Below are 26,804 nucleotides of genomic sequence, written 5' to 3' on the forward strand. Positions count from 1 at the left end.
AAAGGCAAGATGCGTTGTTCGCTTTTGGTGGGGCCACTTTCGAAGGCAGGGGTTCAGTGGCAGGAGTGAAGCACGAGGTTTTTCCGGTGCGCGCGTGGTCGCGGCAGGGCATGCCGCTTTTCCTTTTCGCAGTGGGACTGTGCGCGGTACTTTTGGCCGCCGGGCTCGGCAGCGGCATCGGCACACCCACAGCACAGCTCGCAGGTGATCTAGCGATCCTCGCCGCCGCAGTCACTGCGCTGGTGACACACACCAGCGCAGCTTTGCGGGGCCACGGCAACACAAAGGCCCGATGGTTTGTGGTGGCCGGGTTGGCCCTTTGGACCTGTGGGCAGGCCCTCTGGACCTTCAACGGCGTGGTGCTGGATCACGCATACCCATTCCCATCAGCTTCCGACATCGGATTCGTCTGCTATGCCGTGCCTGTGGCGGCCGGACTCGTGCTGCTTTCAAGGGACGGCAGCGTCCGCATGTCAGTCCTCCGTACTGTCCTGGATGTGGGGACAGTGGCCAGCGCGGTTCTTTTCATTGCGTGGGGCGCAGTCCTCGGGCCAGTGATCGCGGCAGGCAACACTGACACCCTTGCCTTCCTGACCACGCTGGCCTACCCGTTCGTGGACGTGGTGATGCTCTCCCTGGTGATCGTCCTGACCATGCGGGCTGCCCGGGGGCGGCGCCTGCCCTGGCTGTGCCTTGGCCTCGGCTTCCTGGTACTCGCTTTGACTGACCTTACCTACGTTCGGCTCACTACCGAAGGCATCACAGGTGTGACCGGGTCCCCCTTGGCCTTGGGCTGGGTAGCAGCTTTTCTTCTGGTCGGACTGAGCCCTCTGGCGCCGGAGGCCAGCAGCAGCAAGAAGGACGGACGTACATATGCTGCGGCGTTGGAACTCCTCCCGTATGTTCCCGTTTTCGCCGCAGTCCTTTTCAACCGGAGTCGCGCCATCAACTTAGGAGACCCGATCCTGCTGGTCACGGGTCTCCTGGTCTTGGTGTTCGTCATCGTGCGGCAGGTGCTGATCGTCGTCGAGAATGTGTCGCTCACGAGGGACCTCGAGTCCAAAGTGGCGGCCCGCACGGCCGAGCTTGAGGGCCTGGGAGCGATCGTGAACTCCTCCGGTGACGCCATCATTGGCAAAACACCTGAGGGCGAGATACTCAGTTGGAACCCGGGGGCGGAGCGCATTTTCGGCTACACGGCGGCGGAGGCCATAGGCAGGAACAGTGACTTCTTTATCCCCGAGGAATTCCGGCAGGCTGAACACGAGGCCCTCCAAACAACCGCTGATAGCGGTGCCGTTCAGAACTTTGAGAGCCTCCGCCGACGCGGAGACGGCACCACCATTCCGGTCTCCGTAACTCTTTCACCCGTTCGCAATGAATCGGGTATCTGGGGCGTGGCTACGATTTCCCGCGACATCACGGAACGCAAAGCTGCAGAAGCCGAACTCCTGGCGGCCCGGGAGGCCGCGCTGGAATCGAGCAGGCTCAAGTCGGAGTTCCTGGCCACGATGAGCCACGAGATCAGGACCCCTCTGAACGCCGTGATCGGCCTGACGTCGCTCATGCTGGACACGCGCCTGAACGAGGTCCAACGGCAATACGCCCAAGGAGTCAAGGGGGCCGGCGAGGTTCTCCTGACGCTGATCAACGACATCCTGGATTTCTCCAAGCTGGAAGCCGGGAAGGTGGACCTGGACATCACGGCTTTCGATCCACGCGCACTGGTTGAAGAGGTTGCCGGGCTGGTTGCCGAGCAAGCCCAAAGCAAGGAACTTGAGCTGATCTCCTACTGCCATCCGAATGTTCCAGAACGGCTCATGGGTGACTCCGGACGGATTCGGCAGATCCTGCTGAACCTGTCATCCAACGCGGTCAAGTTCACCCCATCCGGCGAGGTGGAGATCCAGGTTTCAGTGGTCAGCCAGGATTCGAATAAAGCCTCCCTGCGGTTTGAAGTCCGCGACACGGGAATCGGCATCAGCGCCGAAGACCACCACCGATTGTTCGAATCCTTTGCCCAGGCAGACGCTTCCACCACCCGCCGTTACGGCGGCACAGGCCTCGGCCTGGCCATCTCGCGGCGCCTGACCCAAGTCATGGGCGGCGAAATCGGTCTCGACAGCGAAATGGGCGTGGGCAGCAAATTCTGGTTTGTACTGGAACTTCCTGTCGGCCCTCCAGCCACGGACACGGGAATCCTGCCTGCCTCGCTCGCGGGCCGGAAAGTCCTGGTGGTGGACGACAACGCCACCAACCGCTTGGTGCTGGAGACGCAGCTTGCCAGCTGGGGAATGCTGCCGGTGGCAGTCGCAGATGCGCGCAGCGCCATGGACGAATACCGTTTGGCCGCTTCGAACCACCACCCCTATGACATCGCCGTGGTGGACATGTGTATGCCCGATATCGACGGCCTGGAATTGGCCCGCCAAATCAAGGAAGAGAGCAACGGCTCGGGCGGCCCGGGGATCATTCTCCTGACCTCCACCATGCAGGTGGACAAGGCCGATCTCACCACCGCAGGAATCCGCGAGTACCTCACCAAACCCGTGCGGAGCTCCGAGTTCTACAACCGGCTCCTGCGGCTCGTGGCAACGACAACGATGGGTAAGGTAGCGCCCCTTGGAACCCAGCCCGAGCTGCCGTCCCGGGACCCGGAACTCCGGCTGGGCAAGCTTCTGGTGGCTGAAGACAATGAAGTCAACCAGCTGGTGGCCCGCGGGATGGCGAACAGGCTCGGCTACGAAGTAGACATCGTCGACGACGGAGCCCAAGCCGTTGCGGCGACACTCACCGGAAACTATGCTGCCGTTCTTATGGACTGCCACATGCCTGTCATGGATGGCTTTGAGGCGACAAAAACCATTCGGTCCCGTGACTCCAAAACCGTGAGGATCCCGATCATTGCCATGACGGCCGGGGCCCTGAACGAGGACCGCGAGCGCTGTTTCGCGGCTGGCATGGACGATTACATCAGCAAGCCAGTGGATTTGGACAAGCTCCGGGACATCCTGGCCAGGTGGGTGCCTCAGGAGCAGCTGACGGAAGCACCGCCGTCGAACGTTGTTGTGGACGCTGCACGGCCCGACGACGCCAACCCTGCGGAATCCGACGACGTTGGCGCCACCGTCCTCGATGAGGACCGGCTGCAGATCCTGCGCGAACTTGGACCGGCGGACGGTTTGGGCCTGCTGCCTGACGCAATCAAGGCGTTTAGGGAGGAAGCCCAGCGCGCTCAGGAGAAGCTGCGCTCGGCTTTGGAGAGCGGGCAGCCCAACGCGGTGGAGGCCGCCGCCCACAAACTTGCCGGCGCCGCAGCCAACATCGGCGCGACAGGTGCCGCAGCCCTGGCCAAGGACTTGGAACGGCTCGGACGTGAGGCTGGTCCTGGTGTTGCAGCGCACGGAACGCAATTACTCGAACAACTAAATTCGGAACTCGCACGGGTGGATGGGGCACTTGAGCGCACATTATTGGGAGCCCCATGAAAGTACTCATCGCCGACGACGACCAGATCTCCCGGATGATCACCAAGGCCGCCGTGGAGCAGTCCGGTCATGACTGCATCGTGGCAGTGGACGGCGACTCGGCCTGGGACCTTTACCAGGCACATGCGCCAGCGGCCGTGGTGACGGACCTGATGATGCCGGGCCTGAACGGCTTGGATCTTTGCCGGGCAATCCGCGAGCGCGAGGAGGACACCTACACCTACGTAATCCTGGTGACGTCCCACGGTTCGCGAAAAGATGTCCTGGCAGGCATGGAGGCCGGCGCGGACGATTACGTTACCAAACCGCTGGACCCCTTCAACCTGCACATCCGCCTGCTGGCCGCGCAACGCATCACCTCGCTGCACGCAGACCTCGCCAAGTATCGTACGGCGCTGACAAAACAGGCCCGCACGGATCCCCTGACCAAGCTGCACAACAGACTCAAGCTGACGGAAGACCTGGGCCAACTGCACAGCAGAAGCGACCGCTACTCGCGGGATTACTGTCTGGCGATGGTGGATGTGGACAACTTCAAGCGCTACAACGATATTTACGGCCACCAGGCAGGAGACGCCGCCCTGGTGGCCATCGCCTCGACCCTCGCTGCCGAGGTCCGCCAGTCCGACGGCGTGTACCGGTTCGGCGGCGAGGAGTTCCTGCTGGTCCTTCGGGAGCAGACGGCGGCTGGCGCGGAAGTTGTGATGGAGCGGGTTCGGGCGGCTGTGCATGCGCTCCAGATCGAGCACTCCGGCGACCCCGATGGCATACTCACCATCAGCGCGGGCGTGTCAGCGTTCGCTGATGGGCACCGCGCGGGGACCGAGCAGTTGCTGCGGGAAGCCGACATGGCCCTGTACGCGGCAAAGGCCTCGGGAAGGAACCGGGTGACGCTGGCCAGCACGCTTTCGCAGGGCGTGGACTGAGCGTCTGGGCGCTCTGAGCGAAATCACTGGTTCCGTGTCAGAGGCCGTCTATAGAGTTGCCATATGAGCCACACCTCCTCCGCGCCTGTTGCTGCCCCTGCCAACGGTTCAGCGCCCCAGCCGCCTGTTGCCAAACGTGTCCCCAGCCGCCGCGAACACCACGGCGACGTCTTCGTGGACAACTACGAATGGCTCCGGGACAAAGAATCCGCGGAGGTAGTGGACCACCTCAAGGCAGAGAACGCCTACCAGGAGGCTGTGACCGCCCATCAGGAACCGCTCCGGGAAGCAATCTTCCAGGAGATCAAGGGCCGCACCCAGGAAACTGACCTGTCCGTACCCAGCCGGAAGGATGGCTGGTGGTATTACAGCCGTTCGGTGGAGGGCAAGGAATACAGCATCCATTGCCGCGTCGTGGCCGGAAACACAGGTGACCCCGTAGCTGACTGGACTCCGCCATCCGTTGAGCCGGGTGTGGAGATCCCAGGTGAGCAGGTGCTCCTGGATGGAAACGTGGAAGCCGAGGGCCAGCCGTTCTTCAGCATCGGTGGCGCTGCCGTGACAATCGACGGCAACCTTTACGCATACGCCGTGGACAATTCCGGCGATGAACGCTTCACGCTGCGCATCAAAGACCTCCGGACGGGCGAACTCCTGCCGGACGTCATCGAGAACATCTTCTACGGCGTGGCCTTCTCCCCCGACGGCACGCGCCTTTTCTACACCGTGGTGGATGATTCCTGGCGCCCCTACCAGGTCAAGGCACACGTTTTAGGCTCGCCGGTCGCCGAGGACGAGGTTCTTTACCAGGAGGACGACGTCGCCATGTGGTTGGGCTTCGATCTCGCCTCCGACCGCCGGCACCTTGTGCTCAGCATCGGTTGCTCCGAGTTCAGCGAGACCAGGCTTCTCCGCTTTGACGATTACGACGCCGGGCTCACCACGGTCATTCCACGTGAAGAACACATTCTTTACGAGGCCGAGCCCTTCCTCCTGGATGGCAGGGAAACCCTTCTCCTGACACACAACAAGGACGCCATCAACTCGATGGTGAGCCTGGTTGATCCCTCCGAGCTCACCAAGCCGCTGGCCGAGCAGGACTGGCGGACCGTCGTCGAGCATTCTGACGACGTCCGCGTCAACGGCGCGGGCGTCACTTCCACGCACATGGTGCTGTCCATCCGGAAGGACACCATCGAGCGCGTTCAGGTGCTGCCGCTCGCAGGCCTGGGCACGCCAGGGCAGGAACCGCCAGTGGAGCCCGCCTTCGAAGACGAGCTCTACACCGCGGGCGTTTCCGGCTCGGACTATGAGGCTCCCGTGATCCGTATGCGCTACACCTCCTACTTCACGCCCTCGCGCGTTTACGACTTCGTTCTGCCCACTGCCGGGCTACCAGCGGGCCAGCTGTTGCTGCGTAAGGAAAGCCCGGTCCTGGGCGGTTACTCCCCGCAGGATTATGTAGCCACCCGCGAGTGGGCAACCGCCGACGACGGCACGCGGATTCCGCTGTCTGTGCTGCACCACGCCTCGGTACAGCAGGACGGCACCGCCGCTGGCTTGGTCTACGGGTACGGCTCGTACGAGATGAGCATGGACCCGGGCTTCGGCGTTGCGCGACTATCGCTGCTGGACCGCGGGATCGTCATGGTTATTGCCCACATCCGAGGGGGCGGCGAGCTGGGGCGCCACTGGTACGAGGATGGGAAGAAACTCACCAAGAAGAACACCTTCACGGACTTCATCGCGGCCACCGACTGGCTGGCAGGCTCAGGCTGGGTGGACCCTTCCCGGATTGCCGCCATGGGTGGTTCCGCTGGCGGGCTGCTCATGGGTGCCATCGCCAACATGGCCCCGGAAAAGTACGCGGCCGTGGTGGCGCAGGTGCCCTTCGTGGATCCGCTGACCAGCATTTTGGACCCCGAGCTTCCCCTGTCCGCCCTGGAATGGGAGGAATGGGGCAACCCGATCACCGATCCCGAAGCCTACGCGTATATGAAGTCCTACACTCCCTATGAGAATGTGCGGGACGTGGCCTATCCCAAGATCGCCGCCGTAACGTCCTTCAACGACACCCGTGTGCTGTACGTGGAGCCGGCCAAGTGGGTGCAGGCACTGCGTTCCGTATCCACCGGCACGGAGCCGATCGTCATGAAGATCGAGATGGATGGCGGCCACGGCGGGGCGTCCGGCCGGTACGTGCAGTGGCGCGAGCGGGCCTGGGACTACGCCTTTGTTGCCGACTCACTGGGCGCCACGGAACTTCTTCCGGGAGCCGGGCTGAAGTAGTCGCATTAGGTGCGGACAATCTCCCCGCGTTGGCAGGGCGCGCCCCCGGGTTAGTGCCGGACGAGCATGCTGATCCACATCGCGGCAAGCCAGTCCGAGAACCTTTCGTCGCTCCAACCGCGCTGCTCGACGAACCGGGTCCAGAGTGCGCCGTCCATGGTCGCGAACAGCACATCGCGGCATTCATCTTCCGCAACGCCAAGCTGCCCGGTGGCAGCCGCAGCGTGTGCGTAACGCGTCGCGACATCCAAGCGGCGGTCGGCCCATTCAGTGAGCATGGCGACGGCGTCGGGCTCGCTCGCGGCTGCTCCCGTGAGCGCTTCAAGGAGAGGGGCAATCCGCCGATTGCTCGCGGTCACGAATTCGGCGTGGCGTCGGATCCTGGCGGGCAGGTCCGGTTCGGTCAGGATGGCCTGCATCTCCGCCCTGTCATAGAGGGCCACGTCGGCCTCGTCGCCGCGGAAATCGACGTACCAAACGTGCCGGAGAAGCGCGGCTTTCGTGCGGAACGTCGCATATACGGTTTCGACGGCGACGCCCGCCCGTTCAGCCACCTGTTTGACCGTGGTCTGCCCGTATCCCTGCGAGATAAAAAGCTCGTTCGCCGCTGTGATGATGCTTCGCCGTGTCTCCGCAGCCTGCTGTTGGCGGCGGGTGGAATCGTACGCCCTCTTGATTTTCGCACTCATTGGATGCAGTATAACAGTATTCAAAACAGTCAGACTGTAATGGAGTTGGTCATGTCTACTGAGACCGATGCTTTCCTCGCCGACATAGTTCCCCGACAGCAGGCCGCCGACAGTGCAATCCACGACGGCGACGCCGGCCCCCGCCTCGCGCTGTGGTCGCAAAACGATCCACTGACGCTCTTCGGTGCGAGCCTCAGCGGCAGCGGCCGCGCAGAGCTTGAGCCCGTGTTCCGCAACGTCGCCTCGTGGTTTTCGCACGCAGATTCGTTCGATCTTGAGATCATCGCGGCCGGTGTAGGCGGGGATATCGCCTACACCGTCGGCTACGAGCACACCACCACCACCGTTGAGGGCACTCCCCGGAAATACAGTCTGCGCGTGACCCACCTCTACCGTCGCGAAAACGGCGCCTGGCGGATCGTGCATCGTCACGCAGATTTTCCGACGGGAGAGGCCAGCGTTCCGTTGCCCCCTGGCCGGACTGATCCCATGACGGGCGAGCGACCTGCCATGGGCAAGGAGACCGAGGCCTTCCTGGCCGAGGTCCTGCCGAAGCAGCGGGACATGACGGTGGCCCTGCATAAGGGCGACGTGACAGCACGCATCGCTTTGTGGTCGCACACTGACCCCACCACGCTGTTCGGTGCGCACATCTCCGGAGTGGGATGGAACGATCTGGAGCCCAAGTTTCGCCAAGAGGCCCTCCGGTTCACGGGCGCCACCGGGTTCGACTTCGAGGTTGTCGCGGCCGGTGCCAGCGGAAGCCTCGCCTACATCGTCGGGTTGGAGCACAGCCAGGCCGTCGTTGACGGTGTCCCGGCCGACTACACCATGCGAACAACGCACATCTATCGGCGGGAGGACGGCGCATGGCGGATCGTTCACCGGCACTCGGACCTTATCCCAGTTCAACAGCCCCGGTGACTTCCGTGCCACTCCTGGTGGTGGCGGGTGCAGTGTTAGCTAGCGCGCAGCAAGGCGTAGTATCCCGGAATGAGGTCCGGGTCCGACGGATTGCTCAATGGTCGTGTCTCTATGCTGGACGCGCCCTCCTCCAGAAGGACCCAGTCCGCCGTCGGGAATGCCTTGGCGCGTTGGGCGGAACCAAAGCGGCCTGGCATCGGCAAGCCGCGTATGGCCCACTCCAAAGGGGCGGGAATGGATTGGCGCGTGGCGCCAAGGTGGCTGACGTAATCCACCGGAGTACCGGGAAAGTTGGTTTCGGTCAGGAACACGCCGCCGCGGAATCCGACGATCGGCAGCAGGTTGTCGGCCAGGGCCGCCCTTCCCTTGGAATCCAGAACGTGCAACACGCCGCGGATGAACACGTTGGCATCGCCTGTCCAGCCAGCAGCTGCAAGGGCCGTCGCCACAGTCTGCGAAGCGTCAGGTGCCGTCATGTCGCACACGGCGAATGACGCCGTCGTGAGGTCCCCTGACTCTTGCCGTGCGCGGTCTACGGCGTGTGGGGAGTAATCGAGCCCAAGCGCGTGCGGGAAGTGCTGGGCCAGCAGGCGTGTGAAGCTGCCATTGCCACAGCCAACGTCCACCACAGGAAGGGACGGATCCAGGCGGGCAAGTTTGGGCAGGTAGCCCTCAAGTTCATGTGGGCTGCCGGAGTCCCACAACACGTCGCCGGTGGCCCCGGTGGACCGGACGTTGCCCCAGTACCGGTCCCATGCCGTGAGCGGGTCCTTAGGCGCGGCGGAGGAAAGCCTGATCAGGCGGGGAATCAGCAGGTATTTCCGGAACGCTGAGAGCATGCTCCAAATATAAGTGGCGCTAATGCTCTTTCAGCCAACGCAAGGCTTCTGTTTCGGAGGTAAAGAACTTGGTGGGGCACGGCGGTTGCATGATGCCAATGAAGAAATTGGCAATGACCCTGTCCACCGGAGACGAACCCCAAAGGGCGATCCGTGAGGCCTGGCAGGGTTTGGCGAACACGGAACGGGCACCCCGCGTGACGTCTGCAGTGGTTGCCATATCTACGATCATCGGGTGGCGCGACTCGCCGCAGATCTCATTAACCCGGTCCATTGCCCTTTGCGCGTCCGCCGCCTGGATCCTGGATCCGCGAGGCCACGTTAACCGAAGGATTCCTGTGTCTTCGAGTACCAGCTCGAACGTCACCTCTTGGTGGTCTTGCGGTGTTGCTGGCTGGTTCACTGGTCTCCTTGGCGTTTCCTTGCGGATTCCAGGAGGAGGAAGCCTCCCCCGGGCTTTCACCCTCTAGGCTGACGAATCCCGCGCGCAATGTAAAGACCTGGCTGCCGACGCAATGCCTTGCACCAGCGACGCAAACAAACACCAAATGCCCCTTCAGGGCCGCAGGCCACGGTGGCGCTGATAGTGTGTTGCCAAATCTGGAATTACCGTGGAACGAACGTTGTAACGGAAGGGGCTCAGTGGGTAAGAACGGGGCCGATGTGCAGCATGTTTCACGCTCCGCGATCGTGGCCGATTCAGACGCCGAACGTCTGGCCTTGACGACGGCTGCGCTCAGCACCGCAGGGTTCGAAGTTTTCGCCGCAGCAAATACAGAATCCATGGCCGCGCGGCTGGAAACCAATAGTCCGACCGTAGTGGTGTTGGAGAACTCTTTGGCACATGGTCTGCGCAGTCCCGGTGTTCCCGTGCTGCTCCTTCTCAACGCCGGCGAGTCCCTGGACCTTGAAGAAGCTGAAGCGTGGCGCGTGGTGGACTACCTGATCAACCCGGTGCGTCCCGATGAGCTTGTCCACCGCGTGGAAACCCTGATTGGCAGGTCCCTGGAACGTGCACGGTCCCGGGGCGAGGTCGAAGCCCTGCGCGAAAGCCTCCGGAACGTCTCCTCCGCCATCCGGGAAACAAACGATCCCCAACTCATTGCCGACCACGTGGTTCGTGGCTTTGGTGAAGCCCTTGGCATGGACCACGTCTGGTTTGCGACCTTCCGGGACGAACGTGTCCCCTCGATTCGCGCTCAATGGAACCGGCCGGGCACACCGATGCTTCCTGCCAGGTTGGGCGGCAGCGAGGGCCTGATCGTAGAGACCGCCAACAGACTATGGGCTGAAGCCGACGTCCTCGCCGTGACAGACCACCGGACCCAGCCCGAATCCAGCATCACCCAGGCGCTGAAGGACTGGTCTTGCGAGCTCAACCCTGTGTCATCCGTGCTGCTCCCGGTGGGCGAAGGCGGGTCAGCCTTGGGCATCATCCTTCTCAGCACCGTGGAAGAACTGCACGATTGGACCCGGCCTGAGATCGCCCTGATGCAGCACGTCGCCGGGAATGTGGCGCACGGGCTCATCCAAGGCCACCTCATCAGCGCCCAGCAACGCGTACTGCACCAGCTCAGGCAGTTGGACAAGGCCAAGACAGACTTCCTGGCGACGGTGAACCACGAACTCCGGACGCCCCTTACCTCGATCACGGCCTACCTGGACATGATCAGGGACGGTTCCGGCGGCCCGGTTCCTGAAGGGATCAGCAAAATGCTGGAAGTGATCGCCAGGAACTCAGACAGGCTGCGGCGGCTCATCGAAGACATGCTGACGGTGTCCATGCAGGACGGCAGCAACCTGGACCTCAAACCCGTGGACATCGCCAAGCTCCTCCAGGTGGTGGTGGCAACCCTACGGCCACTGGCAGAGTCACGGCACATAGCGGTGTCCTTCACCGAGGGAACAGAGGACCTGGAAGTGACTGCCGATGAAGCCAAGCTGGAACAGGTTTTCACCAACATCGTGGCCAACGCCATCAAGTTCACCCCTGAAGGCGGACGTGTGGGCATCACCAGCTCAGTGTCGGCATCCGCAGATGGTGGCCGTTCGGCCTTGGTGAAGGTTGCGGACACAGGCTTGGGCATCCCCGAACACGATCTTCCCCACATCTTCACGCGGTTCTACCGGGCCTCCAACGCCACGGCAGCGGCGGTTCCAGGAAGTGGCTTGGGGCTTGCGATCGCCCACGACATCGTCAGCCGGCATATGGGACGGATGGTCTTCGACTCAACACTGGGCTCGGGGACTACGGTGTCCGTCGAATTGCCGGTTGGTGGTCCCTAGATGCCGGTTGGCGGTGCCGCACTGCCCCTTGGCGGTCTCCCGTTGCGGCTTGACGGGTTTCTTGCTGCTGATTGACCGTGCTTTCTTGCCGATTGACCGTGCCTTGATGCTGATTGACCGCGCCTCGGCGGCGGGGACCCATCCGTGACAGGCCAGTCAACGACCGCTCGAAACCTGACCTTTGTGGTCACTAATCTGCGACACATTCAGCAACAAAACAGATGCCCCGGGCAAAAACCCGAGGCATCAGTTTGAGTCATGTGGCCTTGAGAGGCGCTCCCCCAATTTAGTTCGGCCACCAACCTATGGTGGTGGTTTCAGTCTTGGTGGTAGTGCTGTTCGGCCACCAGCCGATTGCCGTGCTGTTGCTGTCCTGCGAAGGCTCGGCATTAGCCGGAGCAGCGAGCCCCGTTACTGCCAGGACCGCTGCCATGAGCAGTGTTGCCGCAAATTTCTTCATCCGCTGTGCCCTTTCATACTGATGCGAATTACCGGTGTGACTTGAATTCAGTCACGAGGCAAACTATACGAGCTTTTCTTCTCCAATGACATGGATAATGGGCACATGCAGAGTCCACAATTAGCGTCCCATCTAGTAGCCGGACTCAACGCACGCGCCAAATGGAAGGAACGTGACTTTGACGAGGCCTTTCGCTTAGCGGGAGAAGCCGCACACCTCGCCACTGATGCCGGGGATGAGCTGGCTTGGTGGAACATGCGTTACTTGCAGGCCGAATGCCTCCGCGACCAAGGCCGGATCGATGAATACCTGTCATTGGCTCTCGAACTGAACGACCACGAGCTCACCGCGTCCTCGCCTGAGCTTGGTGCCAAAGCCGGCACCATGGTTGCTGTTGCCCTGCAGGGCCTGGGGCGTTTAGCCGAGGCCGCTGCCATGGCTTCGGACGCCGCCAAACTGGCTGCGCGTAATGCCGACCTCGTGTACGTGCAGATCCTGGCACAGCGTGCGCTCATTGCGTCCCTCGCGGAAAGCCGGATGCTGGACGATGCCTGGCGTGAGTGCCTGGAGCTGGAATCCCTGCTGACCGAGGACATCGATGAAGACACCGCAGGCAAGGGCTATTGGGTGATCGGCAACGTTGCCTTCCTCGCAGACCGGGTTGAAGATGGCAGCCGCTACCACGATCTTGCCTCCGAACGGCTCTCTCCGTCCAAGGACGTGGATTTGTGGGCACGGTTCAACCGCGCTTCCGCGGAGATGCGGCTTCAGGCCCGGCTAAGTGATGCGGCCACCCTCCGTTGCATCGAGAGGGCCGAGCTCGCCACAGACATTGTGGGAGGTTCCGAGCGGGATCACTTGGAGATGTCGCTGGTCCGCGCCCACTGGAATTATCTCAACGGCGACATGCAGGAAGCCCTCACCATCCTTGAGCCCTTGTGTGCCCGGTCATCCATCCTGGCCACGCAAACCTCCGCGGAGTCCCATTTCCTTCTGGCACGGACTTTGCTCGCCCTCGGCCGGCGGGAGGAAGCGGTGGCGACCTTCAGCGAAACTGCCAACCTTTTCGATCAGGCGGCGCTGCCTGATCGCAGCTCCGCCGTTCGGGAGTACCTCCGGGATATGGTTGATCAGCGAGGGGAACCTCACAGGGGGTGACCATGTCCGAGGAAAACTCGAATGCCGGAACTGATCCGCGCTTGGGATGGCTGCTTGACGGCATCGTCAGGCTTGCCGCTGGAGACCTGAGCACCAGGATCGAAATCTCCGACGCGCGCGACGAGATCGACGCCGTGATCATGGGCACCAACCTCCTTGCCGAGGACCTCCAGATCGTTTATGAAGAGCTGGAGCAGCGGGTCGCCGCCCGGACCCGGCAGCTGCACGAGGCCCACCGGGAAATGCAACACATGGCCATGACGGATCCCCTCACAGGCCTCCACAACCGCTCAGCGTTCTCCGCCGCGCTGGCTGAATCCCAGAACCGGGACCCCAACGTCAGCCAGCGGCCGGCAATTCTCCTGATGGACATGAACGGCTTTAAGGGCGTCAATGACTCCCTCGGCCACACCATCGGAGACAAAGTGCTGGAAACAGTGGCCAGCCGCATCAGCGCCGCCGTCCGCGAGCAGGACATGGTGGCCCGCATGGGGGGCGACGAATTCGCGATTTTGTTGCCGGACGTAACTCCGGCGGTGGCGGCTTCCATAGGAAACCGGATCCTCGCTGCACTGGACGGGACCATGGAGATCGACGGCCAACACGTGCGGTGCGGTGCCAGCATGGGCCTTCGCATGGCGGACTCCGGCAAGAGCGCCGAGGAATTGATGATGGAAGCGGACATCGCCATGTATGAATCCAAGGCGGATGGTCGTGGCAAATTGAAGGTTTTCGATCCCGAAATGCTTCTGGCGAGGCAACTGCGGAACCAACTTGTGGGCGAGCTCAAAGAAGCCATCGCTGGCTCTCAACTGGTGCTCTTCTACCAGCCCATCATCCGCTTGGACACCCGCGGGATCGAAGGCGTCGAGGCACTGGTCCGTTGGAACCACCCCACCCGCGGCATGATCATGCCGGACGAGTTCATCCCCATCGCCGAGGAAACGGGGATGATTTCCGATCTGGGCGGCTGGGTGCTGCGCACCGCCGTCGAGCAGTTGCAGCAGTGGCGCAGCGACCCCCTGACGGGGCGCCACGACTTCAACATGCGCATAAACGTGTCCGCCGCCGACCTCCAGCGGCTGGAGTTCGTGGAGGACGTGCGTGAAGCCCTGACCTCGGCCGGCCTGGACCCCTCGCTGTTGGTTCTGGAATTGACCGAAAGCGCGGTCATTCATGGCAACGACCTTGACCGATACACGCTGAACAGCCTCAGGCGGCTGGGCGTCGAGATGGAGATCGACGATTTCGGCACCGGATATTCCTCCATTGACTACCTTCGCCGCTTGCCCGTGCACGCCGTCAAGGTGGACCGAACGCTCCTTACCGCACTCGGCAGCGACCCCGCGCAGCCCGCCCTCCTCGCAGCCGTCCTGCAACTTATCCGCGCATGCGGCCTCGGTGCGGTGTGGGAGGGGATCGAAACCGCGGAGCAGGCGGACTACCTACTCAGCATTGGGTGTACCAGCGGGCAAGGCTACTACTTCAGCCGTCCGCTGCCGGCGGCCCAGCTCACCGAACAGCTGAAGCACCATAAGACCTGGCCGATTCAGGACTGAACGCCGTTTCAGGACGGAACGTACGACGGCGGTGGGCTGGCGTTCGTCCGAAGCCACCCGCTGCGCCTCGCTGCGGCGTCAAGCCTCCACGTGGCGCGCCCGCCATTCGGAATCGAGGATCGCGTAGATATTTTCAGTGGCCCACTGGCCTTTGTAGTGCCAGTTGTCCACGAGGGTGGCCTCCAGCCGCATGCCTAGGCGCTTGCAAATGCCGGCCGAGCCAGTGTTTAGCGCATCCAGTTTCGCGTCGATGCGGTGGAAGTTCAGTTGGTCGAACGCCAGCTTCATGACGGCCTCGGCTGCCTCCGTGGCGATCCCCTGTCCCCTGCCCTCGGGGTGGAGTATCCAGCCGAGTTCAGCCTGGCCAGTCCCCTCCAGCCATTTCAGGACGATCTCCCCCATGAGCCCCGGGCGATCCTGGCGCTCGATGGCCAGGCAGGCCCAGTCGCCTTCCTGTTTGAACTGTGCATTCGCGTAACGGCCCAGGACCTCCATTGACTGTGTCTTGGTCAGCTCATTGCGCAGCAGGTACCGGGCAGTTTCCGGCAGCGACTGATAGGCGTGGAACCTCTCAAGGTCCTCAGCCTCGAAGCGCCGCAGTATGAGTCGTTCGGTCATGATCGGAAGCGCGATTTCGGGCATGTCTTCGAGGCTACTAGGCGCGTCCAAATCCTCGCGTCAAGCTTGTCCAGTCTTGACAGTTGGCGCGATCTGGGATTACCTAATGAACATTCGGTAAATAAAGCTGGAGGCAATGACGCATGGTTGAAACAACCCTCTCCGGTGCAACGCACCACATCCTGACGAACGACTACGCGTCTGAATGGATGGGCATCGAGGTCCTCAAGATCGACGACGGCCACGCCACCATCCGCATGCATCTCCGCCAGGAAATGCTCAATGGATTCGGTATGGCCCATGGCGGAATGATCTTCGCCTTCGCGGACACAGCCTTCGCGCTGGCCTGCAACCCGGCCAACCCCACGCCAAAGCAGGCCGCCAACATCACGGTGGCGTCCGGCGTCGATATCAACTTCATCAAGCCGGCGTTCGAAGGCCAGGTGATCACCGCCGTCGCAAACCGTCGGGCGAGTACCGGCCGCAGCGGTCTCTACGACATCCAGATTTACGCGGCCTCACCAACAGCCGATACAACCTCCGACCCCGGTCCCGGGGAACTCATTGCCGAGTTCCGAGGCCGCAGCCGCACCATCTCCAAGAAGTAGGAACTCCAGATGACCCAGAACACCGTCGCCGCGCCCGCATCGCACACCTCCAAGGCGGCCGCCCCCGTCCTGGACCGCGAAGAAACCATGTCCCGCGACGAGCTGGAAGCACTGCAGCTCAGCCGCCTGCAGCACACAGTGGCCTATGCCTACGATCGCGTGCCGCTTTACAAGCGCAAATTCGACGAAGCCGGCGTGCACCCATCGGACCTGCGCGAGCTAACTGACTTGGGCAAGTTCCCTTACACCACCAAGGAAGACCTCCGACTGGAGTACCCATTCGGCATGTTCGCCGTCCCGCAGCACGAGGTAGCCCGCATCCACGCGAGCTCGGGCACCACCGGGCGCCCCACGGTGGTTGGTTACACCAAGAATGACCTCGCCAACTGGGCCACCCTGGTGGCACGGTCCCTCCGCGCCTCCGGCGTCCGTCCCGGCATGAAGGTCCACAACGCCTACGGCTACGGCCTCTTCACCGGCGGCCTCGGTGCGCACGCTGGCGCAGAAGCCCTGGGATGCACGGTCATTCCGATGTCCGGCGGCCAGACCGAACGCCAGATCCAGCTCATCCAGGACTTCAAGCCGGACGCCATCCTGGCCACCCCCACCTACCTGCTGACCATCGCCGACGCCATGGTCCACCAGGGCATAGACCCCACGTCCACGTCGCTGAAATACGCCGTACTAGGCGCCGAGCCGTGGACCGAAGAGATGCGCCACGAGCTCGAAACCACCATGAACATCAAGGCCTCGGACATCTACGGGCTTTCCGAAGTCATGGGCCCGGGCGTCGCAGGTGAAGCTGTCGAAACGCAGGACGGCTGCCACATTTGGGAGGACCACTTCCGCCCCGAAATCATCGATCCGTTCGATCCCTCCCGGGGGGAAAGCGCAGTCCTGGGCGACGGCGAACCCGGCGAGCTCGTCTTCACATCGCTCACCAAGGAAGCACTTCCGATCATCCGCTACCGCACCAAGGACCTCACCCGGCTGCTCCCCGGCACCGCGCGCCCGGCCCACCGCCGCATGGGCCGCATCACGGGCCGCAGCGACGACATGATCATCCTCCGCGGCGTGAACCTCTTCCCGTCCCAGATTGAGGAAATCGCCCTGCGGATCCCCGAGCTCAGCCCACACTTCCAGCTCGAAATCACCCGCCCCGAGGGCAAGCGCATGGATGAGTTGACCGTGCGGATCGAACGGCGCGAAAACGTCCCCGCCGAGTCAGGCACGACGGCGGCACGCACCTTGCGCGAGCAGATCAAGATCCACGTCGGGTCCTCTTGTGTAGTTGATGTCGTGGAGCCGGGTTCCCTTGAGCGTTCCAACGGCAAGCTCCGCCGGATTTACGACCTGCGGCCGAAGGGCTGACATGCGGCGTCGCTGACCGGCGGCCCCTCTAGAGATCGTGAGAAAATGCCACCATGCCTACTGAGACAACCACCAAGCGCGGACGGCCCGGTTACGACCAGCAGTCGGTGCTCCGCATCGCCGTCGACGTCTTCAACCGCCACGGATACGACGCAACGTCCATGGGCATCCTGGCTGAGAACCTCGGGATCTCCAAGTCAGCCATCTACCACCACGTGCCGTCCAAGGGCGACCTCCTGAAGCTCGCCCTGGACCACGCCCTGGGCGGTTTGGAGGCCATCCTTGATGAGCCCTCCGCCACGTCCGGGCCAGCCGATGCCAGGCTTGAGTTCGTGCTCCGGCAGACCATTGCGGTGCTGGTGGACAGGCTGCCGTTCGTCACCCTGCTGCTACGCCTGCGGGGAAACACCGAGATTGAACGCGATGCTCTTGAACGCCGGCGTGCCTTCGACCACAAGGTGGCTGCCCTGATCGCCGCTGCCCGGGAAGACGGCTCCCTGCGCCAGGACATCGATCCCCGCACGGTCACCCGGCTCCTGTTCGGCACCATCAACTCGATCGTGGAGTGGTACAAGCCGGGAGGCTCCCTGTCCCCCGAAAAACTGGCCGACGACGTCATCACCATGGCCTTCGACGGCCTCCACACCGCGGCCTGACCTTTTCTCACATCCTGCGCCACCAAAGGAGGCCGGGGGGCGCAGGGGCACGTTCCGCCGTCGAGCCTTGTACCTTCCTGACCCACTTTGAAACCGCAGCGACCCCGACACGCCTACCGGACCGGCGCGTCGGCACTGCTCGCCAGCCAAAGAAGGTCAGGAAGCGACACCCCGACCTGCCCGAACACGACGAAGCGCTTCCCCCATAGCCGGGGGAAGCGCTTCGTGGTCGTGCGGCAAGGCCCCCCGTCAGAGCTGGTACTCAGCCTGCTGGCCGAGAGTTTCGTGGATGCAGAGGACGTTGTTCTCCGTGTCCATGAACCAGGCGCACTTTTCGGCGTCTGTTGTGCAGATGTGGTTCTCAGTTTTGAGGTCAGGCTCGTCGTAGTCCTGGAAGGTGATGCCTTTGGCTTCCATCTCCGGGACTAGCCGTTCGATGTCCTGGACTTCAAAACTCAGGGCGGTGTGACCGGAGTGCTTACCGTCCTTGATGGGCAACAACTGCAGCATGGGACCGCCTTCGTTGCCGAACAAATCATTTCCATCCCACGTCATGCCGCGGTGCGGAAGGCCGAGTTTTTCCGCATAGAACATGCGGGCGCGGCTCATGTCATCGACGGGCAGGACAGTAGTGGCGTGGTTGAGGGCTAGGTTCATTTGGCCACCTCCTACGGTGAAGATTTTACGCTCGGCAATCGACCCTTGACAGGGATGTAGTGCGGGCCTAACGTTATGGGATCGATCTCATCACCAACAAGACATTCATTGGGGACGAGAATGGGATCGATCCCATAGATATGGTTAATCGACGAGGACTAACATGAACTCCCCACATTCAACGCAAAAGCCCGTGGCTCCCGGGAAGACTTCCCCGTGGACGGCCGCCACTGCCAGCACCATCGGCTCCGTCCTGGAGTACTACGACTTCTTTGTCTACGGACCCATGGCGGCGCTCGTCTTCGGCGCCATCTTCTTCCCCAGCGGTGATCCCGGCCTGGCAGCGGTGCTCTCCCTGAGCACCTTCGCCGTCGGGTTCATAGCGCGGCCACTGGGCGGCGTGGTGGTGGGGCACCTGGGTGACAGGGTTGGCCGCAAGAAGATGCTGCTCTTTACCTTCTTCCTCACAGGAACCGTGACGGTCGGGATCGGGCTCTTGCCGACGTATTCGCAGGTGGGCCTCTGGGCGCCGGTCATGCTCGTTTCCCTTCGCTTCCTCCAAGGAATCGGGCTGGGCGGCGAATGGGGCGGAGCTGCACTGCTCGCCGTCGAACATGCTCCGGAAGCCAAGCGTGGCTTCTTCGGCAGCCTGGTCCAAGCAGGGGCGCCGATCGGCGTCATCCTTTCCAGCGGGGTCGTAGCCATTCTCACGGGCACACTGTCCCGGGCAGACCTGCTCGCTTGGGGATGGCGTATCCCGTTCCTACTGAGCACAATCCTGGTGGTCTTTGGATTGATCCTGCGTCTGAAAATCACGGAAACGCCTGACTTCGAGAAGACCGTGGCGACCCCGGCCGCCAAGGAAAAGCTGCCCCTCGTCGTTGCGCTTCGTCGCTACCCGAAGCAGATCCTCGCGATGATTGGCGTGCACGTCAGCGACACCACCCTGGGCTTCATGCAGGGCGTCTTCACCATCGGTTTTGCTACAACCACGTTGGGCATCAGCCCCACAGTGGCCTTGATGGCCAACATTGCCTCGTCCATCACCAACCTCATCATCACGCCCGTTTCCGGCATCATCTCTGACCGATTCGGCCCACGACGGGTACTGGTTACCGCCACCGTGGCGTTGGCGCTTTGGGCTTTCCCCATGTTCTGGCTCATGGAGACCAAGAGCGTCCTGGCATTGTTCGTAGTGATGTCCGCAAATGGGCTGATCGTGGGAATGCTGTTTAGCCAGCAGGCAACGCTCTTCGCAGCAGTCTTGGACCCGAAGGTCCGTTACACCGGAATGTCCATTGGCTTCCAGGTTGCCACGGTGATCGGCGGCGGATTCGGCCCGCTGATCGCCCAAGCCCTGCAGAACAACGCTGGCGGCGCCACGTGGAGCATTTCCGGATACCTGATGCTCGTGGCGTTGGTTGCCCTTGGCTGTGCGCTGTACCTGACATCCCGCAAGACCCAGTTTGTCCATGCCTCTTCGTCGTCGCCTGAGTCCGTGGCTGCTTCCCAGCTCTAAAGCCAGCACGTCCCGAAACAGAACGGAAACCGCAGCAATGCAGCAGGAATTTCGCGGCCGCATCGGCACCACCGTTGCCGAATCCGAGGCTTGGTGGCCCGAGCAACTCGGAGCGGACAGCTCCGCACCCAACATTCTCATGGTCATTCTGGATGACACCGGATGGTCGGATTTCGGATGCTTCGGCTCGGAAATCAACACTCCGGCCATCGACGGCCTCGCCGCCGATGGGCTCAGATACACCAACTTCCATGTCACGCCACTCTGCTCCCCCACAAGGGCGAGCCTACTAACGGGACGCAATCACCACTCTGTGGGCATGCGATTCCTGGCCGATGCGGACACTGGCTTCCCCAACTCCCGCGGCTGCGTCCGTCCGGACGTGCCCATGCTCCCGGAGGTGCTGCGCAGGAACGGCTATGGAACATACCTCGCAGGCAAGTGGCACCTTGCGCCGCTGAGTGAACTCACGCCAGCGGGGCCCTTCCACAATTGGCCGCTAAGCCGTGGCTTCGACAGGTTCTACGGCTTCCTGGATGGGTGCACGGACCAGTACTCCCCCGAATTGGTCGCCGACAACCACAGCATCGTGCCGCCAGCCCACGATGGCTACCACCTGAGCGAGGACCTGGCGGAGCAGTCAATCCGCTTCCTCAAGGACCACGCCACCTACAGGCCGCAAGCCCCTTTCTACCTGCAGCTCGCGCTGGGAGCCACACATGCTCCGTTCCAGGCACCACGGGAGTACATCGAAAAGTACGTCGATGTGTTCACGAAGGGGTGGGACCAGACGCGCATCGAACGATTGAAGCGGCAGGTGGAGTTGGGCGTTGTACCGGATGGTACTGCCCTCACGGAACGCCTGGAGGAAGTGCGTGCCTGGTCCGAACTGAATAGCACCGAACAAGAGGTCTTCACACACCTTCAGGCCGCCTTCGCGGGTTTCCTGGAGCACGCCGATGCCCAGATAGGCCGTGTCATGGAGTCGCTGAAGGCCATGGACATGCACCGGAATACCATCGTCCTGGTGATGTCGGACAACGGTGCGTCGCGCGAAGGCGGACCATCCGGCGATGTCGATTGCAACGCACCGTACTCGGGCGTCCGCAGACCAGCGGCCGAGCAAACCAGCATCCTTGCAGGGCTCGGTGGGCCTCTAGGTGGCGCCCACTATCCTGAGGGCTGGGCAATGGCTGGAAACACCCCGTTCCGCCGATACAAGCAGTTCGTTGACCTTGGCGGAGTGCGCTCACCGCTGGTTGTCTCATGGCCGGAAAAGATCCGGGACGTAGGCAAAGTGCGGGATCACTTCTTGCACGCGATCGACGTCATGCCCACGCTGCTCGACGCCGCCGGGATCGAGGCAGAAGAGACGTTCGACGGCGCGTCAGCAGTAGGCACGTTCGATTCCGCTGATGCGAACGAGCCAAGGGACACCCAGTTCTGGGAAATGCTCGGCCACCGGGCCATACGGCAGGGCGACTGGAAGGCCGTTACGGCGCACCTCCACGGGCAGGACTACAGCCAGGACGACTGGCGGCTGTACAACACCAAGGAAGACTTCGCGGAAGCCAACAACCTGGCGGGAAGCGAACCCGACAAGCTGCGGGCCTTACAGGAGCTCTGGTGGCAACAAGCGGAACAGGTAGGCGCGTTCCCGCTCGATGACCGCACATTGGTGGAACTTCTGACCGCCCGTGGTCCGGCCGGCTTGGTGAACCGCAGGGAGATCGTTTTCAGGGCCGGGCAAAGCCATGTTCCGTTGGCCAGCGCGATCACCGGCAGTGACCGCGCCCTGCAATTCACTGTCCATCTGCAGGAATTCGAGCCGGGCATGGAAGGTGTTCTGGTTTCCAGTGGCAACGTGGCAGGCGGCTATGTGCTCTATGTCCGCAACGATGTCCTGATCTTCGAACACAATGCCCTGGGAGTCCGTGTCGTGCTCAAGTCGGACGTTGTGTTGCCGACCGGAACACACACTGTGGGCGTACGTCTCACGCCGTTGGAGGACAATGCCGGGCTGGTGGAACTGCTTCATGGGGACGATGTAGTTGCTTCTACCGGGGTTCCACGAACCTCAAGTCACCTCTCCTTCTGGGGCATGGACATCGGCGCGGACCCTGTCAGCACCGTTTCCACCGAGTACGAGGCGCCATTTGCCTTCCCTGCTGCGGCAATCGACCGCGTAGTGTTGCGGTTCAGGGACGCACCGGACTTGGACGACCTCGCCGAACTCATTGCATCCACAGAGTAGGAACCGACCATGCAACAAGTGATTCTGGACGTGGATACAGGGGTGGACGACGCCCTGGCGCTGCTATTGGCTGCCCGGCACCCCGACGTCAATCTCCGGGCCGTCACCTGCGTGGCGGGCAACACCAGCCTGGATGGAGTGGTCCGCAATACGCTGACGGTCCTGGACATAGCGGGCGCCACCAGCGTGCCCGTTGCCGCCGGTGCTGCCAGGCCCATGCTCGAAGAGCCCCGGGACGCCGGCCACGTCCATGGCGGGGACGGGCTGGCCGATCTTGGCTGGGAACCGTCAGCCAGAAAGCCCGAGGCGGTTCACGCCGTCGAGCTTTTACGCCGCGAGATCCTCGCGAGTCCCGAGCCGGTCACCTTGGTGCCCCTGGCCCCGATGACGAACATCGCCCTCTTGCTGCTGACCTACCCGGAAGTTGCCAAGAACATCGGACAGATCGTGTTCATGGGCGGATCCGCGTCGGTGGGCAACGCGTCCCCGGTGGCCGAGTTCAACGTGTGGCACGATCCCGAGGCAGCCCAGATAGTGATCAGCAGCGGCCTGCCGATCACCATGTACGGCTTGGACGTGTTCTACAGCGCCGCCGTCGAGGCACCCGACATTGAACTGCTGCGGGAATCCGACGACGCCGGATGCCGGCTCAGCGGCCATCTTCTGACTCATCTGGCGAAGGTTAATGCGGATGATTTCCGGCTGACGTCGCCCGGTTCAGCGGGTATTGGTGACGCCGGGGCTGTATGTGCCGTGATCGATCCCGAAGGCCTTGTGACCCATCGCCATCGGGTTGAAGTCAGCCTCGCAAACCCTTTGACCCGGGGGCAGACCGTCGTCGACCGCCGGACAAAGGCCTCCGAGACCACGCTGCCGCACGGATATCTAAGCCGCGACAGCATCGACGTCGCCCTCGGTGTCGACGGACGTCGCTACGCGTCGCTGTTTCTCGATACCATCAGATCCCATGACGGTAGGTAGCGCGGCACCAGCAACCATGCTCGATGTGGCACGGGCGGCCGGCGTCTCCCGTGCCACAGTTTCGCGTGTTTTCACCGCCCCATCGACGGTTGCGGATGAGACGCGCACCAAGGTGATGGACGCCGTCGCCCAACTGAACTATGTGCTCAACAGCGCGGCCCGCAGCCTGCGCAGCGGACGTTCCAACACCATCGCGCTCCTGGTGGGCGATATCGCCCAGCCCTTCCACAGCCAGCTTGCCAAGGCTGTGGCCCACGCCGCCGAAGGCCGCGGTTACAGCGTCCTTCTCTGCGACCTTGACCACAGCATCACGCGCCTGGAGCGATTGTTGGAATCCCTGCCTTTGCAGGGTGTTGACGGGGTCATCCTCGCAACGGGTGACGACATCGATACCGCCGCCGTGCGTGCCGCCATTGAGGAAGCCGAGGACCGTGGCACCAAGGTTCTGCTTGGCACGCCGCAGCTTGCAGGGACAGGTGCGCTGGTTCTGACCACGGACTACGAATCCGTTGCCTACCAAGCCACCAAGCATTTGCTGGACCAAGGCCGCTGGCCCGTGGCGCTGCTCGGCGGCAGCGAATCGTCCGTGCTTTCGCCGTTCCTGACCCTGGGCTTCCTCCGTGCCTGCACCGAGGCTGGGCATGAAGACGCAGAGGACTTCATTGTCCGCACCGAATACAGCACCGACGCGGCCCGCGGCGCCACGCAGGGGCTACTCGCGGCATCTGTGCAGCCCGAAGGCATCGTGGCGTCAAGCGTTTCCGTGGCCTTGGGGGCAATGTCCGCACTGGCGGACGCTGGATTGGGGGCGCCCGGGCGAATCGGTCTTGTTGCCTGCGAGGAAGTCCAGTTGGCCGAGCAATTGCGGCCAAGGCTCACCACGGTCGGCACCAAACTCAACCTCCAGGGCGCTGCCATGGCTGACGCCTTGATCGATGCAATTCAGGGCCAGCCCCCGAAAGAACACGACTTCGCGCCCGGGCTCAGTCTTCGGGAATCAAGCACTAAGTGAGAGAGCGTCCGGCCGAACGCCCAGTTATGTGAGAGAGCGTCCGGCCGGAAGCCCAGTTATGTGAGAGAGCGTCCGGCCGGAAGCCCAGTTAAGTGAGAGAGGATCCGGCCGGAAGCCCAGTTAGGTGAGAGAAGGTTACTTCTCCACGAGGGTCAGGACGTCGTAGGTGGCTACGATCTCGTCGTTCTGGTTGGTCAGGAGGGCGTCCCAAGCAACCTCGCCGTATTCGTCAGTCTCACGCGGTGTGATCTTCTTGGCGGTCAAGGTGACGCGGATGGAGTCGCCGGCTGCAACGGGGGTGATGAAGCGCAGGCTCTCCAAGCCGTAGTTGGCCAGGACGGGACCCGGTGCGGGCTCCACGAACAGACCGGCAGCCCAGCTCAGGAGCAAGTAGCCGTGGGCCACGATTCCCGGGAAGAACGGGTTGGCTTCGGCGGCTTCCTGGTTGGTGTGCGCGTAGAAGGTATCGCCTGTGGAGTTGGCGAAGGCCGTGATGTCCTCAAGGGTCACCTGACGCAAATCGGAGCGAACGGCGTCGCCGATCCTCAGCGTCGAAAGGTGCTTGCGGAACGGGTGCTCGCCTTCGGTTTCGACCGTGAAGTTGCGGTCCGCGCCGGTGTGCCACTGGCCTGTTACAGCGGTGAGCATGTTGGGCGAGCCCTGGATGGCGGTGCGCTGCATGTGGTGCAGGACGGAGCGGATGCCGCCCAGTTCCTCGCCACCACCAGCGCGGCCGGGGCCTCCATGGACCAGGTGCGGAACGGGTGAGCCGTGGCCGGTGGAGGACCGTGCGTCCTCGCGGTTGAGCATGTGGACGCGGCCGTGGTGGGCTGCGATTCCTGTGACGAGTTCGCGGGCAACGTCGGGATCGTTGGTGCATACCGATGCCACCAGCGAGCCGGAGCCGCGGGCCGCGAGACGAATAGCATCGGCCAGGTCCGTGTAGCCGATCACTGAGGACACGGGACCGAACGCTTCGAGCGAGTGGACTTCTTCGGCTTCGGCATCGGCCCAGCTGAGGAGCACGGGAGACATGAACGCGCCGTCTTCCACGACGCCCACCTTGCCGCCGACGGAGGTGACCGACGGCGAATCGAGCGTTCCGTACGCAAGCTCACCACCGGCGTCGAGCATTGATTGAACGGCCGCGCGGACGTCGGCGAGCTGTTCCAGCGAAGCCAACGCGCCCATGGTGACGCCCTCAGCGCGGGGGTCGCCAACGACGACGCGCTCGTTGATGCGGGCGCCGACGGCGGCTGCGACCTCGGCGGTGAGTTCCTGCGGCACGATGATGCGCCGGATGGCGGTGCACTTCTGGCCGGCTTTGACGGTCATTTCGGTGACGACGGCCTTGACGAATGCGTCGAACTCCGGCGTGCCTGGGACGGCGTCGGGGCCGAGGATGGCGGCGTTGAGCGAGTCGGTCTCGGAGGTGAAGCGGACGCCGCCCTGGACCACGTTGCGGTGCGACTTGAGGGAGTTGGCTGTGGACGCCGAGCCTGTGAAGGAGACGAGGTCGCGGTAGTCGAGTTCGTCCAGGATGGTCCGGGCGGAGCCGGAAATGAGCTGAAGCGAGCCCGCGGGCAGGATGCCGGATTCAACGATGGCCCTGACGGCGGCTGCGGCTACGTATCCCGTGGGCGTTGCTGGCTTGACGATGGTGGGGACACCGGCCAGGAATGCAGGGGCGAACTTCTCGAGCATTCCCCACACCGGGAAGTTGAAGGCGTTGATCTGCACGGCGACGCCGGGAATGCGTGTGTAGATGTGCTCACCGACGAACGAGCCATCCTTGGAGAGGACCTCCATGGGGCCGTCCACAACAACCTGCGAGTTCGGCAATTCGCGGCGGCCCTTGGAGCCAAACGTGAAGAGCACGCCGATGCCGCCGTCGATGTCGATCATGTTGTCGATCTTGGTGGCGCCGGTCTGGGATGAGGACGCGTACAGCTCTTCTCGCCGGCCGTTGAGGTACTGCGCCAGCTCTTTGAGCTTGAGGGCGCGCTGGTGGAAGGTCAGCTTCCCGAGTTCCGTCTGGCCTGTGGTGCGGCCGTGATTTACGACGGCGGCAAGGTCCAGTCCGTCGGTGCTCACGTTGGCCAGGACCTCTCCGGTGCTGGCATCGCGAACAGGGACCTTTTTGGCATCAGGGGCCGGCGTCCACCAGGCATCCTGGACGTAGCTGGGAACGGTTGCAACGGCTGTGGTTTCCGGGGCGACTGCGGTAGTGGTCATCGTCGACGGGTCCTTCCAAGGCACGTGAAATCGGCACGGTCATTGGGTCTGCGGGAGCGCAAACATTACTGACCGGCCGTTCGGTAATATATACAGGGTACATGAATGCCCCGAGGAGTACAGCAGGAATTTCTGCGATGCTCTCTCAGATGCAACCGCTTTTTGGCGGATGCTCTTTCACATCCAACCGCTTTTTGGCGGATGCTCTCTCACATCCAACCGCTTTTTGGCGGATGCTCTCTCACATCCAACCGCTTTTTGGCGGATGCTCTCTC

At 62.8% G+C, this 26,804-nt stretch carries 21 protein-coding genes; 14 read left to right on the forward strand and 7 right to left on the reverse strand.

The features are described 5' to 3' along the window. The first annotated feature begins 56 nt into the window (after positions 1–56). The 3 genes from LDN75_RS19385 (at position 57) to LDN75_RS19395 (ending at position 6,703) form a co-directional block, all read left to right on the forward strand. Complete coding sequence (locus LDN75_RS19385; RefSeq protein ID WP_223934326.1) at positions 57–3,488, forward strand: response regulator; 3,432 nt, start codon at positions 57–59, stop codon at positions 3,486–3,488. Beyond that, positions 3,485–4,414, forward strand: a complete 930-nt coding sequence (locus LDN75_RS19390; RefSeq protein ID WP_223934327.1) for a diguanylate cyclase — start codon at positions 3,485–3,487, stop codon at positions 4,412–4,414. The genes LDN75_RS19385 and LDN75_RS19390 overlap by 4 nt, the downstream gene beginning before the upstream one ends. 63 nt (positions 4,415–4,477) lie before the next feature. Further along, positions 4,478–6,703 carry a S9 family peptidase gene (locus LDN75_RS19395; protein ID WP_223934328.1) on the forward strand — a complete coding sequence of 742 codons (2,226 nt, stop codon included), beginning with the start codon at positions 4,478–4,480 and terminating at the stop codon, positions 6,701–6,703. A 50-nt stretch (positions 6,704–6,753) separates the two neighbouring features. Here the strand turns inward: LDN75_RS19395 and LDN75_RS19400 are convergent, their stop codons facing one another. Continuing rightward, positions 6,754–7,392 (reverse strand): TetR/AcrR family transcriptional regulator, encoded by a 639-nt coding sequence (locus LDN75_RS19400; RefSeq protein WP_223934329.1) that lies wholly within the window; start codon positions 7,390–7,392, stop codon positions 6,754–6,756. Positions 7,393–7,443: 51 nt separating this feature from the next. On the opposite strand from LDN75_RS19400, the gene LDN75_RS19405 reads away from it, so the two are divergent. Further along, positions 7,444–8,316 (forward strand): nuclear transport factor 2 family protein, encoded by an 873-nt coding sequence (locus LDN75_RS19405; RefSeq protein ID WP_223934330.1) that lies wholly within the window; start codon positions 7,444–7,446, stop codon positions 8,314–8,316. A gap of 35 nt (positions 8,317–8,351) precedes the next feature. Here LDN75_RS19405 and LDN75_RS19410 read toward each other — a convergent pair whose 3' ends face one another. Together LDN75_RS19410 and LDN75_RS19415 are read right to left on the reverse strand one after the other, a co-directional pair. Next, entirely contained in the window at positions 8,352–9,155 is an 804-nt protein-coding gene (locus LDN75_RS19410; RefSeq protein ID WP_223934331.1) for a class I SAM-dependent methyltransferase, read from the reverse strand. Between the two features lie 19 nt (positions 9,156–9,174). Next, the gene (locus LDN75_RS19415; RefSeq protein ID WP_223934332.1) at positions 9,175–9,558 is read right to left on the reverse strand and encodes an STAS/SEC14 domain-containing protein; all 384 of its coding nucleotides are present in this window, start codon (positions 9,556–9,558) and stop codon (positions 9,175–9,177) included. 239 nt (positions 9,559–9,797) lie between these two features. Between LDN75_RS19415 and LDN75_RS19420 the strand changes: the two genes are divergently transcribed. After that, on the forward strand, positions 9,798–11,441 hold the full coding sequence (locus tag LDN75_RS19420) for an ATP-binding protein (RefSeq protein ID WP_223934333.1): 1,644 nt from the start codon (positions 9,798–9,800) through the stop codon (positions 11,439–11,441). Between the two features lie 286 nt (positions 11,442–11,727). Here the strand turns inward: LDN75_RS19420 and LDN75_RS19425 are convergent, their stop codons facing one another. After that, positions 11,728–11,901 carry a hypothetical protein gene (locus LDN75_RS19425; RefSeq protein ID WP_216926367.1) on the reverse strand — a complete coding sequence of 58 codons (174 nt, stop codon included), beginning with the start codon at positions 11,899–11,901 and terminating at the stop codon, positions 11,728–11,730. A gap of 105 nt (positions 11,902–12,006) precedes the next feature. Between LDN75_RS19425 and LDN75_RS19430 the strand changes: the two genes are divergently transcribed. After that, positions 12,007–13,059 (forward strand): hypothetical protein, encoded by a 1,053-nt coding sequence (locus LDN75_RS19430; RefSeq protein ID WP_223934334.1) that lies wholly within the window; start codon positions 12,007–12,009, stop codon positions 13,057–13,059. A gap of 2 nt (positions 13,060–13,061) precedes the next feature. Further along, positions 13,062–14,618: an EAL domain-containing protein gene (locus LDN75_RS19435; RefSeq protein WP_223934335.1), complete on the forward strand. Its 1,557-nt coding sequence runs from the start codon at positions 13,062–13,064 to the stop codon at positions 14,616–14,618. A gap of 78 nt (positions 14,619–14,696) precedes the next feature. Here the strand turns inward: LDN75_RS19435 and LDN75_RS19440 are convergent, their stop codons facing one another. Further along, on the reverse strand, positions 14,697–15,260 hold the full coding sequence (locus LDN75_RS19440; RefSeq protein ID WP_223934336.1) for a GNAT family protein: 564 nt from the start codon (positions 15,258–15,260) through the stop codon (positions 14,697–14,699). Between the two features lie 119 nt (positions 15,261–15,379). On the opposite strand from LDN75_RS19440, the gene LDN75_RS19445 reads away from it, so the two are divergent. From LDN75_RS19445 to LDN75_RS19455, 3 genes are read left to right on the forward strand one after another with little or no spacing between them, the layout of a single operon-like run. After that, positions 15,380–15,844, forward strand: a complete 465-nt coding sequence (locus tag LDN75_RS19445) for a hotdog fold thioesterase (RefSeq protein WP_223934337.1) — start codon at positions 15,380–15,382, stop codon at positions 15,842–15,844. Positions 15,845–15,853: 9 nt separating this feature from the next. Next, the gene (gene paaK, locus LDN75_RS19450) at positions 15,854–17,215 is read left to right on the forward strand and encodes a phenylacetate--CoA ligase PaaK (RefSeq protein ID WP_223934338.1); all 1,362 of its coding nucleotides are present in this window, start codon (positions 15,854–15,856) and stop codon (positions 17,213–17,215) included. Between the two features lie 53 nt (positions 17,216–17,268). Further along, positions 17,269–17,871 (forward strand): TetR/AcrR family transcriptional regulator, encoded by a 603-nt coding sequence (locus LDN75_RS19455; protein WP_223934339.1) that lies wholly within the window; start codon positions 17,269–17,271, stop codon positions 17,869–17,871. 249 nt (positions 17,872–18,120) lie between these two features. Here the strand turns inward: LDN75_RS19455 and LDN75_RS19460 are convergent, their stop codons facing one another. Further along, a complete protein-coding gene (locus LDN75_RS19460) occupies positions 18,121–18,528 on the reverse strand; it encodes a VOC family protein (RefSeq protein WP_223934340.1) in 408 nt (135 codons plus the stop codon). A gap of 163 nt (positions 18,529–18,691) precedes the next feature. Here LDN75_RS19460 and LDN75_RS19465 point away from each other — a divergent pair, with 163 nt between their 5' ends. From LDN75_RS19465 to LDN75_RS19480, 4 genes are read left to right on the forward strand one after another with little or no spacing between them, the layout of a single operon-like run. Next, positions 18,692–20,047: an MFS transporter gene (locus LDN75_RS19465; RefSeq protein WP_223934341.1), complete on the forward strand. Its 1,356-nt coding sequence runs from the start codon at positions 18,692–18,694 to the stop codon at positions 20,045–20,047. 37 nt (positions 20,048–20,084) lie between these two features. After that, positions 20,085–22,301: an arylsulfatase gene (locus tag LDN75_RS19470; protein WP_223934342.1), complete on the forward strand. Its 2,217-nt coding sequence runs from the start codon at positions 20,085–20,087 to the stop codon at positions 22,299–22,301. A 9-nt stretch (positions 22,302–22,310) separates the two neighbouring features. Beyond that, on the forward strand, positions 22,311–23,282 hold the full coding sequence (locus LDN75_RS19475; RefSeq protein WP_223934343.1) for a nucleoside hydrolase: 972 nt from the start codon (positions 22,311–22,313) through the stop codon (positions 23,280–23,282). Then, positions 23,269–24,294, forward strand: a complete 1,026-nt coding sequence (locus tag LDN75_RS19480; protein ID WP_223934344.1) for a LacI family DNA-binding transcriptional regulator — start codon at positions 23,269–23,271, stop codon at positions 24,292–24,294. The genes LDN75_RS19475 and LDN75_RS19480 overlap by 14 nt, the downstream gene beginning before the upstream one ends. A 135-nt stretch (positions 24,295–24,429) precedes the next feature. Here the strand turns inward: LDN75_RS19480 and paaZ are convergent, their stop codons facing one another. Continuing rightward, on the reverse strand, positions 24,430–26,529 hold the full coding sequence (gene paaZ / locus LDN75_RS19485) for a phenylacetic acid degradation bifunctional protein PaaZ (RefSeq protein WP_223934345.1): 2,100 nt from the start codon (positions 26,527–26,529) through the stop codon (positions 24,430–24,432). Between the last annotated feature and the right edge of the window lie 275 nt (positions 26,530–26,804).

Origin of the sequence: Arthrobacter sp. StoSoilB5 (genome assembly GCF_019977235.1) — a bacterium.
In the GTDB taxonomy this organism is placed as follows: Bacteria; Actinomycetota; Actinomycetes; order Actinomycetales; family Micrococcaceae; genus Arthrobacter.

What these genes read in the sequence shown, in the direction of transcription:
- LDN75_RS19390 (WP_223934327.1), top strand. Translation starts at nt 3,485, where the DNA reads ATGAAAGTACTCATCGCCGACGACGACCAGATCTCCCGGATGATCACC.
- LDN75_RS19395 (WP_223934328.1), top strand. Translation starts at nt 4,478, where the DNA reads ATGAGCCACACCTCCTCCGCGCCTGTTGCTGCCCCTGCCAACGGTTCA.
- LDN75_RS19400 (WP_223934329.1), bottom strand. Translation starts at nt 7,392, where the DNA reads ATGAGTGCGAAAATCAAGAGGGCGTACGATTCCACCCGCCGCCAACAG.
- LDN75_RS19405 (WP_223934330.1), top strand. Translation starts at nt 7,444, where the DNA reads ATGTCTACTGAGACCGATGCTTTCCTCGCCGACATAGTTCCCCGACAG.
- LDN75_RS19410 (WP_223934331.1), bottom strand. Translation starts at nt 9,155, where the DNA reads ATGCTCTCAGCGTTCCGGAAATACCTGCTGATTCCCCGCCTGATCAGG.
- LDN75_RS19425 (WP_216926367.1), bottom strand. Translation starts at nt 11,901, where the DNA reads ATGAAGAAATTTGCGGCAACACTGCTCATGGCAGCGGTCCTGGCAGTA.
- LDN75_RS19430 (WP_223934334.1), top strand. Translation starts at nt 12,007, where the DNA reads ATGCAGAGTCCACAATTAGCGTCCCATCTAGTAGCCGGACTCAACGCA.
- LDN75_RS19435 (WP_223934335.1), top strand. Translation starts at nt 13,062, where the DNA reads ATGTCCGAGGAAAACTCGAATGCCGGAACTGATCCGCGCTTGGGATGG.
- LDN75_RS19440 (WP_223934336.1), bottom strand. Translation starts at nt 15,260, where the DNA reads ATGCCCGAAATCGCGCTTCCGATCATGACCGAACGACTCATACTGCGG.
- LDN75_RS19445 (WP_223934337.1), top strand. Translation starts at nt 15,380, where the DNA reads ATGGTTGAAACAACCCTCTCCGGTGCAACGCACCACATCCTGACGAAC.
- paaK (WP_223934338.1), top strand. Translation starts at nt 15,854, where the DNA reads ATGACCCAGAACACCGTCGCCGCGCCCGCATCGCACACCTCCAAGGCG.
- LDN75_RS19455 (WP_223934339.1), top strand. Translation starts at nt 17,269, where the DNA reads ATGCCTACTGAGACAACCACCAAGCGCGGACGGCCCGGTTACGACCAG.
- LDN75_RS19460 (WP_223934340.1), bottom strand. Translation starts at nt 18,528, where the DNA reads ATGAACCTAGCCCTCAACCACGCCACTACTGTCCTGCCCGTCGATGAC.
- LDN75_RS19465 (WP_223934341.1), top strand. Translation starts at nt 18,692, where the DNA reads ATGAACTCCCCACATTCAACGCAAAAGCCCGTGGCTCCCGGGAAGACT.
- LDN75_RS19470 (WP_223934342.1), top strand. Translation starts at nt 20,085, where the DNA reads ATGCAGCAGGAATTTCGCGGCCGCATCGGCACCACCGTTGCCGAATCC.
- LDN75_RS19475 (WP_223934343.1), top strand. Translation starts at nt 22,311, where the DNA reads ATGCAACAAGTGATTCTGGACGTGGATACAGGGGTGGACGACGCCCTG.
- LDN75_RS19480 (WP_223934344.1), top strand. Translation starts at nt 23,269, where the DNA reads ATGACGGTAGGTAGCGCGGCACCAGCAACCATGCTCGATGTGGCACGG.
- paaZ (WP_223934345.1), bottom strand. Translation starts at nt 26,529, where the DNA reads ATGACCACTACCGCAGTCGCCCCGGAAACCACAGCCGTTGCAACCGTT.